The 13,225-nt window shown below is 68.2% G+C and carries 19 protein-coding genes and 1 tRNA gene; 6 read left to right on the top strand and 14 right to left on the bottom strand.

Annotation, left to right across the window (positions count from 1 at the left end):
* Positions 1-90: 90 nt before the first annotated feature.
* On the top strand, positions 91-855 hold the full coding sequence (locus tag ACFX59_RS12800) for a VOC family protein (protein WP_387432657.1): 765 nt from the start codon (positions 91-93) through the stop codon (positions 853-855).
* Positions 856-1,235: 380 nt separating this feature from the next.
* On the opposite strand, the gene ACFX59_RS12795 is transcribed toward ACFX59_RS12800, so the two are convergent.
* Positions 1,236-1,850 (bottom strand): J domain-containing protein, encoded by a 615-nt coding sequence (locus ACFX59_RS12795; RefSeq protein WP_307102273.1) that lies wholly within the window; start codon positions 1,848-1,850, stop codon positions 1,236-1,238.
* A gap of 40 nt (positions 1,851-1,890) precedes the next feature.
* Here ACFX59_RS12795 and ACFX59_RS12790 point away from each other — a divergent pair, with 40 nt between their 5' ends.
* Genes ACFX59_RS12790 through ACFX59_RS12775 form a run of 4 tightly spaced genes read left to right on the top strand, consistent with a single transcriptional unit; the run spans position 1,891 to position 4,207 of the window.
* Positions 1,891-2,175 carry a BolA family protein gene (locus tag ACFX59_RS12790; RefSeq protein WP_387432655.1) on the top strand — a complete coding sequence of 95 codons (285 nt, stop codon included), beginning with the start codon at positions 1,891-1,893 and terminating at the stop codon, positions 2,173-2,175.
* A gap of 4 nt (positions 2,176-2,179) precedes the next feature.
* Positions 2,180-2,872, top strand: a complete 693-nt coding sequence (locus ACFX59_RS12785) for a glutathione S-transferase (protein WP_387432654.1) — start codon at positions 2,180-2,182, stop codon at positions 2,870-2,872.
* Entirely contained in the window at positions 2,869-3,315 is a 447-nt protein-coding gene (locus tag ACFX59_RS12780) for an NUDIX hydrolase (RefSeq protein ID WP_387432652.1), read from the top strand. Before ACFX59_RS12785 ends, ACFX59_RS12780 begins: the two co-directional genes overlap by 4 nt.
* Entirely contained in the window at positions 3,308-4,207 is a 900-nt protein-coding gene (locus ACFX59_RS12775; RefSeq protein ID WP_387432650.1) for a pirin family protein, read from the top strand. Before ACFX59_RS12780 ends, ACFX59_RS12775 begins: the two co-directional genes overlap by 8 nt.
* Before the next feature lie 247 nt (positions 4,208-4,454).
* Here ACFX59_RS12775 and ACFX59_RS12770 read toward each other — a convergent pair.
* From ACFX59_RS12770 to ACFX59_RS12720, 11 genes are all read right to left on the bottom strand, one after another.
* A tRNA-Phe gene (locus tag ACFX59_RS12770) sits at positions 4,455-4,530 on the bottom strand.
* 31 nt (positions 4,531-4,561) lie between these two features.
* On the bottom strand, positions 4,562-4,729 hold the full coding sequence (locus tag ACFX59_RS12765) for a DNA gyrase inhibitor YacG (RefSeq protein ID WP_307102281.1): 168 nt from the start codon (positions 4,727-4,729) through the stop codon (positions 4,562-4,564).
* Complete coding sequence (locus tag ACFX59_RS12760) at positions 4,726-5,676, bottom strand: ribonuclease (RefSeq protein ID WP_387432649.1); 951 nt, start codon at positions 5,674-5,676, stop codon at positions 4,726-4,728. The genes ACFX59_RS12765 and ACFX59_RS12760 overlap by 4 nt, the downstream gene beginning before the upstream one ends.
* Complete coding sequence (locus ACFX59_RS12755) at positions 5,669-6,238, bottom strand: Maf family protein (RefSeq protein ID WP_387432648.1); 570 nt, start codon at positions 6,236-6,238, stop codon at positions 5,669-5,671. Before ACFX59_RS12755 ends, ACFX59_RS12760 begins: the two co-directional genes overlap by 8 nt.
* Before the next feature lie 14 nt (positions 6,239-6,252).
* Positions 6,253-6,471, bottom strand: a complete 219-nt coding sequence (gene infA / locus ACFX59_RS12750) for a translation initiation factor IF-1 (RefSeq protein ID WP_007403889.1) — start codon at positions 6,469-6,471, stop codon at positions 6,253-6,255.
* Between the two features lie 142 nt (positions 6,472-6,613).
* Positions 6,614-7,519, bottom strand: a complete 906-nt coding sequence (gene thiL / locus ACFX59_RS12745) for a thiamine-phosphate kinase (protein ID WP_387432646.1) — start codon at positions 7,517-7,519, stop codon at positions 6,614-6,616.
* Between the two features lie 16 nt (positions 7,520-7,535).
* Entirely contained in the window at positions 7,536-7,991 is a 456-nt protein-coding gene (gene nusB / locus ACFX59_RS12740; RefSeq protein WP_387432644.1) for a transcription antitermination factor NusB, read from the bottom strand.
* A 164-nt stretch (positions 7,992-8,155) separates the two neighbouring features.
* The gene (gene aac(6') / locus ACFX59_RS12735) at positions 8,156-8,572 is read right to left on the bottom strand and encodes an aminoglycoside 6'-N-acetyltransferase (RefSeq protein ID WP_387432642.1); all 417 of its coding nucleotides are present in this window, start codon (positions 8,570-8,572) and stop codon (positions 8,156-8,158) included.
* On the bottom strand, positions 8,569-9,864 hold the full coding sequence (gene hisD, locus ACFX59_RS12730; protein WP_387432641.1) for a histidinol dehydrogenase: 1,296 nt from the start codon (positions 9,862-9,864) through the stop codon (positions 8,569-8,571). The genes aac(6') and hisD overlap by 4 nt, the downstream gene beginning before the upstream one ends.
* Positions 9,861-10,523 carry an ATP phosphoribosyltransferase gene (gene hisG, locus ACFX59_RS12725; RefSeq protein ID WP_261271083.1) on the bottom strand — a complete coding sequence of 221 codons (663 nt, stop codon included), beginning with the start codon at positions 10,521-10,523 and terminating at the stop codon, positions 9,861-9,863. The genes hisD and hisG overlap by 4 nt, the downstream gene beginning before the upstream one ends.
* Before the next feature lie 185 nt (positions 10,524-10,708).
* Positions 10,709-11,437, bottom strand: a complete 729-nt coding sequence (locus tag ACFX59_RS12720; RefSeq protein ID WP_309691769.1) for a murein L,D-transpeptidase catalytic domain family protein — start codon at positions 11,435-11,437, stop codon at positions 10,709-10,711.
* A 198-nt stretch (positions 11,438-11,635) separates the two neighbouring features.
* Between ACFX59_RS12720 and ACFX59_RS12715 the strand changes: the two genes are divergently transcribed.
* Positions 11,636-12,238: a L,D-transpeptidase family protein gene (locus ACFX59_RS12715; protein ID WP_387432640.1), complete on the top strand. Its 603-nt coding sequence runs from the start codon at positions 11,636-11,638 to the stop codon at positions 12,236-12,238.
* A 100-nt stretch (positions 12,239-12,338) separates the two neighbouring features.
* Here the strand turns inward: ACFX59_RS12715 and ACFX59_RS12710 are convergent, their stop codons facing one another.
* Both ACFX59_RS12710 and ykgO read right to left on the bottom strand, forming a co-directional pair.
* Positions 12,339-12,968, bottom strand: a complete 630-nt coding sequence (locus tag ACFX59_RS12710; protein WP_387432639.1) for an HAD family hydrolase — start codon at positions 12,966-12,968, stop codon at positions 12,339-12,341.
* Between the two features lie 39 nt (positions 12,969-13,007).
* Entirely contained in the window at positions 13,008-13,133 is a 126-nt protein-coding gene (gene ykgO / locus ACFX59_RS12705) for a type B 50S ribosomal protein L36 (RefSeq protein ID WP_003046794.1), read from the bottom strand.
* Positions 13,134-13,225: the final 92 nt, after the last annotated feature.

The raw sequence follows: 13,225 nt of genomic DNA, 5'->3' as shown, positions 1-13,225 counted from the left end.
CGTCATCGTCGGGGGAGCCGACGGGCCGCCGAATCGGCTCCGGGGAGCGTCATAACGCCCTGAGAGATCGGCAATAAGATGGGTGGGGTGATGGCGAATTTCATCTGGTACGAATTGCTGACCGACGATGCGGCGGCGGCGCAGGCCTTTTATGCGGGCGTGATCGGATGGCAGGTGGGCGACAGCGGCATCGCCGACCTGGATTACCGAATCTTCGCCACGACCGAGGGCGAGGCGATCGGCGGCCTGATGCAGCGGCCGCCGGGGGCGGCGGGCAAGCCGGTCTGGCTGGGCTATCTGCCGGTCGTCGATGTCGACGAATCGCTGGCCACCATCGTCGAGGATGGCGGATCGGTGCTGATGCCTGCCTGGACTATGGCGGGCGTCGGGCGGATGGCGCTGGTCGCCGATCCGCTGGGCGCGCCTTTCTACATCATGGCGGCGGAGGAGGAGCGCCCGTCGCGCGCCTTTGTCGAGCATGGCACCGGCCCCGCGACCGGGCATGTCGTGTGGAACGAGCGGATCGCCAGCGACCCCGACCGGGCGCTCGCCTTTTTCCAGCGGCATTTCGGCTGGGCCCATCGCGGCGGGATGCCGATGGGCGAACTGGGCGAATATCGCTTCCTGGCCGATGGGCCGGTGGTGCTGGGCGCGCTGATGGGATGCCCGCCGGGGGGCGTGCCGGGATGGCATTTCTACTTCGCGGTGGACGATATCGATGCCGCGGCGGCGCGCGTGACCGAGCATGGCGGCACGATCGCGCTCGGGCCGATGGAAATTCCCGGCGGCGATTATTCGCTGTCGGCGCTGGACCCGCAGGGCGCGCGATTCGGGTTGGTCGGGCCGCGGAGGTAATCAGGGCGGATCGACATTCAGGATTGCGTCTTCTTCCCTCTCCCCTGGACAGGGGAGAGGGTTAGCGAAGCTTGCCAGCCTGCTGGCTAGCGCAGCTTGGGTGAGGGGTTGAGCGAGCCTAACGGCTCGCGCGCTCGCGAGGCGAGCGCCCACCCCTCACCCAGCTCCGACTAGGCCTTTGCTCTCGCAAAGACCAAGTCTGCGCAACCCTCTCCCCTCTGCGAGGGGCGAGGGAAGGCATCGCTGAATGGCGATCCGCCCTAAATTCCTCCCCTGCAAGGGGAGGTGGCAGGCCGCAGGCCTGACGGAGGGGTGTCCCGCTATCGAAAGGGTAACACCCTTCCACCCGCTTCTGCCCTTGCAGGGGAGAAATAAGGGGTTCAGGCGAACGCCGGGGCCTGGCGGAGCTGCTGATAGGCCGCGATCACCTTTTGCAACCGTCCCTCATGGCTCCGGTCGCCGCCATTGCGGTCGGGATGATAGCGTCGCACCAGTTCGCTATACCGTCGCCGTAGCGCGCTGCGATCCGCATTCGCCTCCAGCCCCAGCACCTTCAGGCTTTCGCGATCCTGCCCCGACAGCGGCTTGCCGTCGCTGCGTTCGGGCGCGGCCTCGCGGCGATAGCGCGCGGCGATGGCGTCGAGCGGGTCGGAGAAATCGGCCCAGCGCGGCCCCGGATCGGTGCCGCCTTGCGCAAAGGCGCGCGTCTCGCGCTCCCAGCCGGCATAGGGGCGTTGCGCACGATGAATCTCGTCGGCGCTCATGCCTTCGAAGAAATTGTACCGGCTGTTGAAGGCGCGGACATGCTCGAGGCAGAACCAGCGGAACTGCCCCGGTCCGTCGCCGCTGCGCGTGCCCTCGGGCGGGGGCGCGCGGAACTCGCCCGCTTCGGCACAACCGGCATGGTCGCAGGCGCGGCCGGTATTTTCGACCCGGCCGTGAAACCGCGCGCCGGGTTTGTCCTTGGAGGTATCGCTGCTCGACCGACGTACCACGGCTATCCGCTTGTCCCGAAAAACCGTCTATATAGGGGCCATGACCGATATCACCACCGCTCCTGTCGCCGACCAGATCACCGCCCGCCTGACGCAGGCGCTGGTCCCCACCCATTTGGAGGTCATCAACGAAAGCGCGATGCATCGCGGCCATCTGGGCGATGACGGCACCGGCGAGAGCCATTTTCGCGTCATCGTCGAATCGCCCCTGTTCGCCGGGGAGTCGCGCGTCGCCCGCCAGCGCCGGGTGAACCACGCGCTGGCCGATCTGTTGTCCGAGCGTATCCATGCGCTGGCGATCAGCGCGAAGGCGCCCGGAGAATAAGCCCATGCCCTATGACCTGTGGTACTGGCCCGGCCTGCCGGGACGCGGCGAGTTCGTCCGGCTGACGCTGGAGGCCGCAGGTCTGCCCTATCGCGACAGGGGCGTGGAGGAGGGGGCGGAGGCGCTGCTCACCGACATGCGCAAGGGCAGCCGCCTGCCATTCGCGCCGCCCTATCTGCGCGCCGGGGGACAGGCGATCGCGCAGGTCGCCAACATCCTCCACTGGCTGACCGAGCGGCACGACTTGGCGCCCGCGCCCGAGCGTGTCTGGCTCCACCAGCTGCAACTGACGATCAGCGACATGGTCGCCGAGGTGCACAACGTCCATCACCCGGTCGCGGCCGGCGCCTATTATCACGAGCAGAAGCCCGAGGCCGCGCGCGCCGCCGCGCAGTTTCGGGGCGAGCGGCTCCCCAAATTCCTCGGCTATTTCGAGGATGCGCTGGGGCCGCGCGACTGGATGGCGGGCGGGCGCTGGTCGCCGGTCGACACCTCGCTGTTCCAGCTGGTCGCGGGCCTGCGCTACATGTTCCCGAAACGGATGGCGGCGGTCGAGCGCGACTATCCCGCGCTGATCGGCTTGCACGACCGTGTGAAGACCCTGCCCGGCATCGCCGCCTATCTGGACAGCGACCGGCGACAGGCGTTCAATGAAGACGGAATCTTCCGCCATTATCCGGAGCTTGATGCCGAATGACCCGCTTGCCCCGTCCCGCCGCGCGCATCCTCCTGGTGGATGGGGCGGGCCGGACGCTGATGTTCCGCTTCACCCCCGGCGATCGTCCGCCCTTCTGGTGCACGCCGGGCGGCGCGGTCGATCCGGGCGAGAGCTATGAGGACGCCGCGCGCCGCGAGCTGCTGGAGGAAACCGGGCTCGACCGCGATTGCGGGCCGCAGGTCGCGCGGCGGCAGGTCGAATTCCGCACCATCGAGGGGGTCGAGGTGGATGCCGACGAACGCTATTTCCGCGTCGACATCGACGCGCATGAGGTGACGGGCGCGGGCCATACGGCGCTCGAACAGCAGGTCATGCAGAGCTGGCGCTGGTTCACCCGCGACGAACTGGCCGCGCACGCCGAACCCTATTTCCCGACCGACCTGATCGAGCTGCTCGACGCCACGGAGGCGACCCATGTTTGACGATTTCCTGCTGCGTACGCTGCAACCCTCCACCCACGACCTGGGCGGGTTCAAGGTGCACCGGACGCTGCCCAACAAGGAGCGGACGATGGTCGGCCCCTTCCTGTTCTTCGACCAGATGGGCCCGGCGCAGCTGGCGCCCGGATCGGGGATCGACGTGCGGCCGCATCCGCATATCAACCTGTCGACCGTGACCTATCTGTTCGACGGCGCGCTGGGGCACCGCGATTCGCTGGGCACCGACCTGGTGATCGAGCCGGGGGCGGTGAATCTGATGACCGCCGGGCACGGCATCGTGCATTCCGAACGCTCGCCCGGCGAGACGCGGCCGCAGGGGTCGATCCTGTCGGGCATCCAGACTTGGCTGGCGCTGCCCGAAGCGCAGGAGGAGATCGACCCCGCCTTCGAGCATATCGGCGCCGAGGCGCTGCCGGTGATCGCGGGGCAGGGCGCGACCGCGCGGGTCATCATGGGCGAGCTGTGGGGAGAGCGCGCGCCGACGACCACCTATGCGGGCACCATCTATGCCGACATCGCGCTGGAGCCGGGCGGGAGCGTGCCCATCGATGCGTCGGCCGAGGAACGCGCGGTCTATTGCGCGCTGGGCGAGGCGAGCCTGGAGGGGATGCGGCTGGAGCCGCAGCGGCTCTACATCCTGAAGCCGGGGATCGCCGCGACGCTGCGGTCCGGATCGGGCGGGCGGGTGATGCTGTGCGGCGGCGATGCCTTCACCACGCCGCGCCATGTGTGGTGGAACTTCGTCTCCTCGCGCCGCGAACGGATCGAGGAGGCCAAGCGGGCCTGGCGTGCGCGGGAGTTTCCGACCGTGCCGGGGGACGATGCCGAGCGGATCGAGATTCCGGAGATTCCGAAGACCGTCAGCTATCCGTGAGGGGGGAGAGTCGCGGGCTGCCTACTCGGTGAGACCCCTTGCCCTCCCCCAGCCCCTCCCGCCTGCGGGAGGGGAGTGGTGTTGGCGTGGCCTTCGACTTCGCTCAGGCTGAACGGGGCGTAGGATCAGGTCCTATCTGCAAACATCCGTTCAGCCTGAACGAAGTCGAAGGCCATGGGTCAACGCCAGCCACGAAAAAACAGCCCGCAAGAAGCGAACCGTCAAAACACCATCGATGTCAGAAAAATGGTGCCCAAGGGCGGGATCGAACCACCGACACTGCGATTTTCAGTCGCATGCTCTACCAACTGAGCTACTTGGGCCCACACCGCGATTGCGATTGGAGGCGTGCCTTTACGGGTGGCTTTGCCCCGTGTCCAGCCCCTCTTCGTCATTTTCTTTGACCGGAATGCGATAACCCTCGCCCAGCCATTGCAGCAGGTCGCGGTCCTTGCAGCCGCGCGAGCAGAAGGGGGCGTGGTCGGCGGCGGTCGGCTTGTCGCAGATGGGGCAGGTGGTCATGCGCGTTCCAGTTGCAGCGGGCGACCCGTGCGGCGCGCGCATTCGTCGCGCCAGTCGGGCTGGGCCATCAATCGATCGTAAAGGGGGCCGGGGAGCCGGTGGACCATCGCCGGGCCGGGCGGCTCGCGCTCCCATTGGCGCAGGATCGCGCGGGCGCGGGCGCCGACGGGGTCGATCCCCAGCCGCTCGGGGATCGAGGCACGCGGGCGCGGGCGCACGATCTGGAGGAAGCCGAAACCGTTGACCGCCGTCCGCTCGAAGGGAAGGGGGAGCGCGGCATCCAGCGCCTCCGCCACCGCTTGGCGCGGCGCCTTGCCCTCCAGCGTGGGAAAGTCGATCCCGATCGACCCGCCAATGCCGTGGCGCAGGATCGCCCCGGCCACCGCACGCGCCGCCGCGATCGCCAGCGGCTCGTGCGGGGGCGAACCGTCGACATCGAACAGCGTCATCGCCGGGGTCGGCGTCATCCGCAGCACGCCCGCGCCAAAGCCGATCTCCCCCGTCACCGCCTCGTCGAGCAGTTCGGACCAGCCCGCCGCTTCCAGATCGTCCGCCTGATGCGCGCGCAATTCGCGGACCGGCAGGCCGGTGGCGGCGATGCGGGCGCGCAGATCGGGGCCGGGTGCGGGCGTCGCATCGTCGGGGGCCTGTTGCGCCTTGGGCAGCTTGGCGCGGCCGCGCTCGGGGATCGCCTCGCGCGTGACGATGACGGTCAGCGCGGAGCCTTGCGTCATCCCCCTGGGCACCGGCGACAGCAGCACCTCGCCGCCGCCCGCCAGCGTCACCCGGCCCTGTCGACCGGGGAGCAGTTCGACCAGCCGCCCTTCGGCCACCGTGCCGACGGTCAGGGTGCCGGTCAGCTCGATCGCGGCCTGGACGATGCGGCCATCGGCGACCAGCGCGGCGCGCGCCTCGCCGATCCCGGCCTCATAGAGCCATTCAGACAAGCGGCAGCCCGGCGGCTTTCAACAGGGCGCGGGTCTCGAACAGCGGCAGGCCGATCACGCCCGAATGCGACCCTTGCAGGAAGCGGACGAACGCCTCGGCGCGGCCCTGGATGGCATAGCCGCCCGCCTTGCCCAGTCCTTCGCCGCACGCGACATAGGCGTCGATCTCGTCCTCGGACAGCGGCTTGAACGCGACGATGATGTCGGCCAGCCGGGTGCGCGCCTTGCCGGTCGCGTCGATCACGCACACCGCCGACAGCGCATGATGCCGCCGCCCGGACATCAGGCGCAGCAGCTTGCGCTGCACCGCCTCGGTCTCGGCGGGGGGCAGGATGCGGCGGCCCAGCGCGATAGTGGTGTCGCCCGCGACGACGATCTCGCCCTCGGCACGCTCGACGGCCTGCGCCTTTTCCACCGCCAGCCGCAGCGCATAGACGCGGGGAAGCTCGGCGGCGCGCGGCGCTTCGTCGATATCGGGGGAGGCGACTCGGTCGGGCACGACTCCCAGCCGCGCCAGCAGATCGCGGCGGCGCGGGGAGGAGGATGCAAGGACGAGCGGCATATGGGGCCGGTCGCTCACTTGAAGCGGTAGGTGATCCGGCCCTTGGTCAGGTCGTACGGCGTCAGTTCGACGAGCACTTCGTCGCCGACCAGCACGCGGATGCGGTTCTTGCGCATCTTGCCTGCCGTATGCCCCAGGATCTCGTGATCATTCTCGAGCTGGACGCGGAACATCGCGTTGGGGAGGAGTTCCACCACGCGGCCGCGCATCTCGAGCAGTTCTTCCTTGGCCAAAAAATACCTCGGTTCGTCGTGTTATAGGGTATGTCGAAGAGGCGCCGCCATAGCCGCAATGGCCCCAAAAGGAAAGGCGCGCCGAATCTACCCCGGATATGGGGTTGCGGGACGCCTTCGGCAAGGTGGAGGCGGCAGGTCGTTATCGCGCCGTATCATGCTGGAACCCAAGCCGTGCGGGCAGGGCAACCGGGCCGCCAGCGTCGAACAGGCGTAGGCCTTCGCCCGGACCGAACTGGCCGACCCGCGTCGCGGGGGCGGGGGGCGGGGTGTCGGGGGGCAGGGCGAAAAGGAGTTCGTAATCGTCGCCCGCGGTCGCCGCGGCCAGCCGGGCGGTGCGATCCTCGCCGCCATGGGTGCGTGCCTCGGCGGAGAGCGGAACCGAGTCGAGGTCGATCGCCACCGCCAGCCCGCTCGCGCCCGCCATGCGCATCGCGTCGATCAGCAGGCCGTCCGACACGTCCATCATCGCATGAACCACGGGGCCCAGCGCGCGGCCTTCGGTCAGGCGCGGGACGGGGCGGCGATAGGCGTCGCGCAGGGTGGTGGGGCCATCGCCCTTCATCGCGATCGCGAGGCCCAGTCCGGCATCGCCGATCGTCCCGGTGACCCACAGACCGTCCCCCGCCTTGGCCCCGTCGCGCGACGGAGCGGCGGCGTCGCGGCCGAAGGCGGTCAGCGTCAGCGTGCGCGGCCCGCGCATCGTCACCGTGTCGCCGCCGATCAGCCGGGCCTCGAACCGGGTCAGCACGGCGTCGAGCCCGGCGAGGAACGCGCGGTCCCAGGCGGCGTCGCCCAGCGGATAGTTGAGCAGGACGCCCTCGACCAGCGCCCCCTTGGCGGCGAGGTCGGACAGGTTGGTCGCGACCAGCTTCCACGCCACATCGGCGGGCGGGTCATGGGGCAGGAAATGCACCCCCTCGACCAGCGTATCGGTGGTGACGACCAGCGGCGCGGCGGTCAGCACCGCGCTGTCGTCGATCAGCCCGCGCGCGCCGGGATGCAGCGGCATCCGGCGCAACGCGGCGATGAACTCCGCCTCGGTCATCGGGGCGGGTGGGGCTTCAGGCCCGTGCGATCTTGGCGATCGCGTCGAGCAGGCCGTTGACGAAGCCCGATTCGCGCTTTTCGTAAAAGGCGTGGGCGACGTCGACATATTCGCTGATGACCGCGCCGACCGGCACGTCGTGCCGCGCGAGCAGTTCATAGGTCCCGGCGCGCAGGATCGCCTTCATCGGCTTGTCGAGGCGGTTCAGCGACCATCCCTTGGCCAGCTTGTCCTCGATCGCCCGGTCGATCTCGCCCAGGCGGGCATGCACGCCCTTCACGATGTCGTCGAAAAAATCGATGTCGGCATCGGCATATTCGACATCCTCGATGGTCGCGCCGATGCGGTGATTGTGGAATTCGTGGAGCAGCGTGGCCAGCGGCGTTTGTTCCATGTCGTGCTGGTAAAGCGCCTGAACGGCGGCAAGGCGCGCGGCGGCGCGCGCCTGGGTACGGGCGGTGGGACGAGTCATTGGCGGGCCTTTACCGGGCTGTCGCCAATTCGTCACGTATTTTGGGAGGGGCGGGGTGGGACGTGGCCTTCGACTTCGCTCAGGCTGAACGGAGGTTCGGGAACTGGGCTGGATACCAAGCCCCGTTCAGCCTGAGCGAAGTCGAAGGCCAAGGGCCGAAACCCTCACAATTCCCGGCGGAAATAGACCACCCGCTCGGTCTCGACGAACCCCAGCGCGTGGTGCATCGCATGCGAGTCGATATTGGCCAGCTCGGCGTCTGACGCAAACTCGGCACAATCCTGCGCCCGGCCCCAATCCGCCACCGCCGCGACCAGCGCCCCGGCCACCCCTTGGCGGCGATGGCCCGGATCGACATACAGCCCTTCGAGAAACAGCACCGGCGAGCCGTCGCATCCATTGACGTAATCCCGCCGCACCGCCGCCTCGGCAAAGCCGATCACCCGGCCGTCCAGCAAGGTGAGGAAATTGCCGTCACCCTCGGGCAGTTCCGCTGGATCGCCCGCCTCCTCGCCCCAGAGCGCCCCCCGCAACGCCAGCCATCCTTCCCGATGCTCCGGCGTGGCGGGCGTGACGATCATCGGTTGAGCCGCAACCGCAGCGCCACCGACTTGGCGTGCGCCGGAAGCCCCTCGGCATGCGCCAGCGCGACCGTCGCGGGGCCGAGTTCGGCCAGCGCCGTCTCGGTCAGGCCCAGGAAGCTGGTCCGCTTCATGAAGTCGAGCACCGACAGCCCGCTGGCGAAGCGCGCGCGGCGCCCCGTGGGCAGGACATGGTTCGGCCCGGCGACATAATCGCCGATCGCTTCGGGGGTATGGCGGCCCAGGAACACCGAGCCCGCATGGCGCAGCCGGTCGAACAGGGCCTGCGGATCGTCCACCGCCAGTTCGAGATGCTCGGGCGCGAGCCGGTCGACCAGCGGCATCGCGGCCTCCAGCGAATCGACCACGATGATCGCGCCATTCGCATCCCAGGCGGTGCGCGCGACGCTGGCGGTCGCCAGTTCGGGAATCTGCCGGTCGACGGCTTCGGCCACGCGGGTCGCGAAGTCGGCATCGTCGGTGAACAGGATCGACTGGGTGACGGTGTCGTGCTCGGCCTGGCTCAGCAGGTCGGCGGCGATCCAGTCGGGATCGTTCCGGCCGTCGGCGACGACGACGATCTCGGACGGGCCCGCCACCATGTCGATGCCGACCATGCCATAGACCTGGCGCTTGGCCTCCGCGACCCAGGCATTGCCGGGCCCGGTGACGACATCGACCCGCTGGATGCGCCCGGCGCCGTAGGCCAGCGCGCCCACCGCCTGTGCGCCGCCGACCCGCCAGACCTCGTCCACGCCCGCCAGATGCGCGGCGGCGAGGACGAGATGGTTGATCTCGCCCTTGGGCGTCGGCGTGACCATCACCAGCCGCTCGACACCGGCCACCTTGGCCGGAATCGCGTTCATCAGCAACGAGGAGGGATAGGCCGCGCGTCCGCCGGGGACATAGATTCCCGCCGCATCCACCGCCGTCCAGCGCGCACCCAGCCGCACGCCCTGTGCATCGACATAGTCGGTGTCGGTCGGCTTCTGCTTTTCGTGATAGGCGCGGATGCGCGCGGCGGCGAGGTCGAGCGCGGCGCGCAGTTCGGGCTCCAGCGCGTCATAGGCGGCGCGACAGTCGGTCGGTTCGATCCGCCAGCCCGTTTCGCTCAGGTCATGGCCGTCAAACTGCTTGGTGAAGGCTGCCACCGCCGCCTCGCCATCGTCGCGGACCGCACGCAGGATCACCTGCACGTCGCGCGCGACATCGGCATCGCTCTCGCGCCGGGCATCGACCAGTTCGTCGAACGCGGCGGCAAAGCCCGATTCTTGCGTGTTCAGCCGGATCATGCCGCTTCCCTCTCGGCCACCGCGCGGCGGAATGCCTCGACCAGCGGCACCACGGCGCTGCGCGTCTTCATCGCGGCGCGGTTGACGACCAGGCGCGAGGTGACCTCCTCGATCACCTCCACCTCGACCAGCCCGTTTTCCTTCAGCGTGCGGCCCGACGACACCAAGTCGACGATGCGCGGTGCCAGGCCCAGCGTCGGGGCCAGCTCCATCGCGCCGTTCAGCTTGACGCACTCGGCCTGCACGCCCCGCGCGGCGAAGTGGCGGCTAGTGATATGCGGATATTTGGTCGCGACGCGGACATGGCTCCACCCGCGCGGATCGTCGCCCTCCGCCATCGCGACGGGCTCGGCGACCGAGATGCGGCAATGGCCGATCTTCAGGTCGACGGGCGCGTACAGCTCGGAATAGCCGAATTCGGACAGCACGTCCGATCCGACGATGCCCAGCTGTGCCGCGCCATGCGCGACAAAGGTGGCGACGTCGAAGGCGCGGACGCGGATCAGCTCGATGCCGGGGACATCGGTCGCGAAGCGCAGCGCGCGGCTGTCCTTGTCGGTGAAGGCCGGTTCGGGCCGGATGCCGGCGGCGGCGAGCAGCGGCAGCGCCTCGGCCAGGATGCGTCCCTTGGGGACGGCGATGATGAGCGGCTGGACCATGAGGATCGGGGGCTTAACCCCCGCCATCGGGGATCGCAATGTCGTTTCCCTTCCTCCCCTGCAAGGGGAGGTGGCATCGCGTCAGCGATGACGGAGGGGTGTCACCCTGCCGGGAACGCCCCTGCCTCTCCACCACCGCTTCGCGGCGGTCCCCCTCCCCAAGCAAAGCTTGGGGAGGATTGGATTTACACCTTCGCGGCGTAGATCATCCGGCCGGGGCCCAGGTTTGCGAACACCCGGTCCAGGTCGCTCTCGCCGACCGCGAAGCAGCCCTGGCTGCGGCCCAGCATTCCATGGGTGCGGATCATGTCGCGATTGGCGTACCAGGCGGAGTGGATCACGATCGCACGGCCCAGCGCATTGTCGTTGGTCGGATCGAGCCCGACCAGACGCTGCGACCGGCCATGCTTGCCGACATAATAATCGTCGGTCAGGAAGGCGCCCTCGCTGCTGGCGTTCGAGTTGAACGCATTCGAGAAGCGCTGGAGATAGCCGCTGTGCGACGGGTCCGACCCGCTGCCGTGCGAGACGAGCAGCGACTGGCTCTTGCCGCTGACCAGATCGATCAGGTGGAGGCGCGGTTCGGACGAGCCGACCGCGAAGTCGACGATCGCCATCCGGTCGCGCTGGCCGATCCGCCCGTTATGCCGTTGCAGCGACGCCATCGCCGCGCGCAGCAGTTCCGGACGCACCACCCGCGACGAGGCCAGGATCGGCTGCGCCGGAATCGGATCGGGCGCACCGGGCAGCGTGGGATGTTTCGGAACCGGCGGCTGGCGAAGTGGGCGGAGATCCCCCGCGGTCAGGCGACCCCGGGCCGTTGCCGCACCCGGAACCGCGAGCGCCCCGGCCAACACCAGCGCGTTCTTCAACAGCGCGCGCCGACCCGGCGCAGCGTCCAGATTTTCGAGCATTATGATCCTTCAAACCCCAGAATTCCCGCGACTCCTAGATAGCAGGGAAGGGGCCATTTTTCTGCCCTTCCCCCTATCGGTTGATCGCTTGGTTCCATCGATTCGGCGAAAGTTCCGGCTCAGCGTAAAAAATTTCGCTCGGCACCAAATGTGGCTTGACGTGTTTAAGAAATTATGAACTCGCCAAGGAAAAGGGATATGAAGGCTTTCGCTTTTGCCGCCCTGCTCGGGGTGACCACTCTGGGTTTCGCCGCACCCGCTTTCGCCGAAGAGGGGCCTGCCACCGCCACCATCGCCCAGGCCGCCGCCGCCCTGGCGCCCAACCGCTTCGTCTGGGCCGACCCGCAAATGGCGGCGGTCGATCCGGTCGTCCAGCCGGTGACGGTCGTCGTCAGCCTGCCGATGCAGCGCGCCTATGTCTATCGTGGCGACACGATGATCGCGGCGGCGTCGGTGTCGACAGGCAAGGATGGCAAGGACACGCCGGTCGGCATCTTCCCGATCCTGCAGAAGCGCGAGATGCATCGCAGCAATCTCTACAATTCGGCGCCGATGCCGTTCATGCAGCGGCTGACCTGGGACGGCGTGGCGCTGCACGCGGGCAACAATCCCGGATTTCCCGATTCGCATGGCTGCATCCGGCTGCCCAGCGCCTTCGCCAAGAAACTGTTCTCGATCACCACGGTGGGGACCAATGTGATCGTCACCGATCAGATGGTTGGGGATCATCTCGATCCGGCGCTGCTGGATACCGAGGCGAGCCAAGCCAATCAGGCGCAGCTGGCGTCGCTGGCGCGGTGAGATCGGGGCGTGGCCTTCGACTGCGCTCAGGCTGAACGGAGTTTGCTCCTGCGTTCCGTTCACGCTGAGCGAAGTCGAAGCGCACGGGCTGGCCGTGCGGCTAGGCCACCAACCCCAACGCCCGAAGCTGCGGCCGAAGCGCCGCCTCGTCGGTGAAATGCAGCGCATGGATTCCCATCGCCGCCGCCGCATCGATATTGGCGCGATTGTCGTCGATGAACACCGCCTGCCCCGGCTCCAGCCCGAACCGGGCGAGCGCGAGAGCGTAGATGGCGGGGTCGGGCTTCACCAGCTTCTCATCGCCCGATACCACGATGGCGCGGAATCGATCGAACAACGCCGCCTCGCGCGCCCGGAAGGGCGGCCAGAATTCATGGCTGAAGTTCGTGATCGCGAACAGCGGGACGCCCGCCGAATCGAGTTCGGCGACCAGTTCGTGCATCCCCGGAATCGGATCGCCGATGCTCTCGCCAAAGCGCGGGCCCCAGGCGGCGATCAGGTCGCGATGCTGCGGGTATAACGCGATCAGCTCCGCCGAGGTGTCGGCGAAATCGCGGCCCGCATCATGCTGGAAATGCCACTCGGTCGTGACGACATCGCGCACAAACGCATCGAGCGCCCGATCGTCAGCGATCAGGCGCCGATACAGGATCCGGGGATCCCAGTCGTAGAGTACGCGACCGACGTCGAAGATGACGGCGGTCGGCCGATCGGAACGGGCCGCGGACACGCCGCCAGCCTCGTCCTGTTCGATCAGCCCCAAGAGCGATTAGCCCTGGCGCGCCTTGAAACGACGGTTGGTCTTGTTGATGACATAGGTGCGGCCGCGACGGCGGATCACGCGGTTGTCCCGGTGGCGATCCTTGAGCGACTTCAGGGAATTGCGGATCTTCATGATCGATTCGCTTCTTTTGAACTGGAGGGTGATCTGGAAAGCGTCGCCGCCTAGTGGCAAAGGGCGGCCAAGTCAAGGTTGGGGCATGACAT

Origin of the sequence: Sphingomonas sp. NCPPB 2930 (assembly GCF_042867205.1) — a bacterium.
Classification (GTDB): Bacteria; Pseudomonadota; Alphaproteobacteria; order Sphingomonadales; family Sphingomonadaceae; genus Sphingomonas.
This window is presented reverse-complemented; position numbering and strand designations above follow the sequence as displayed.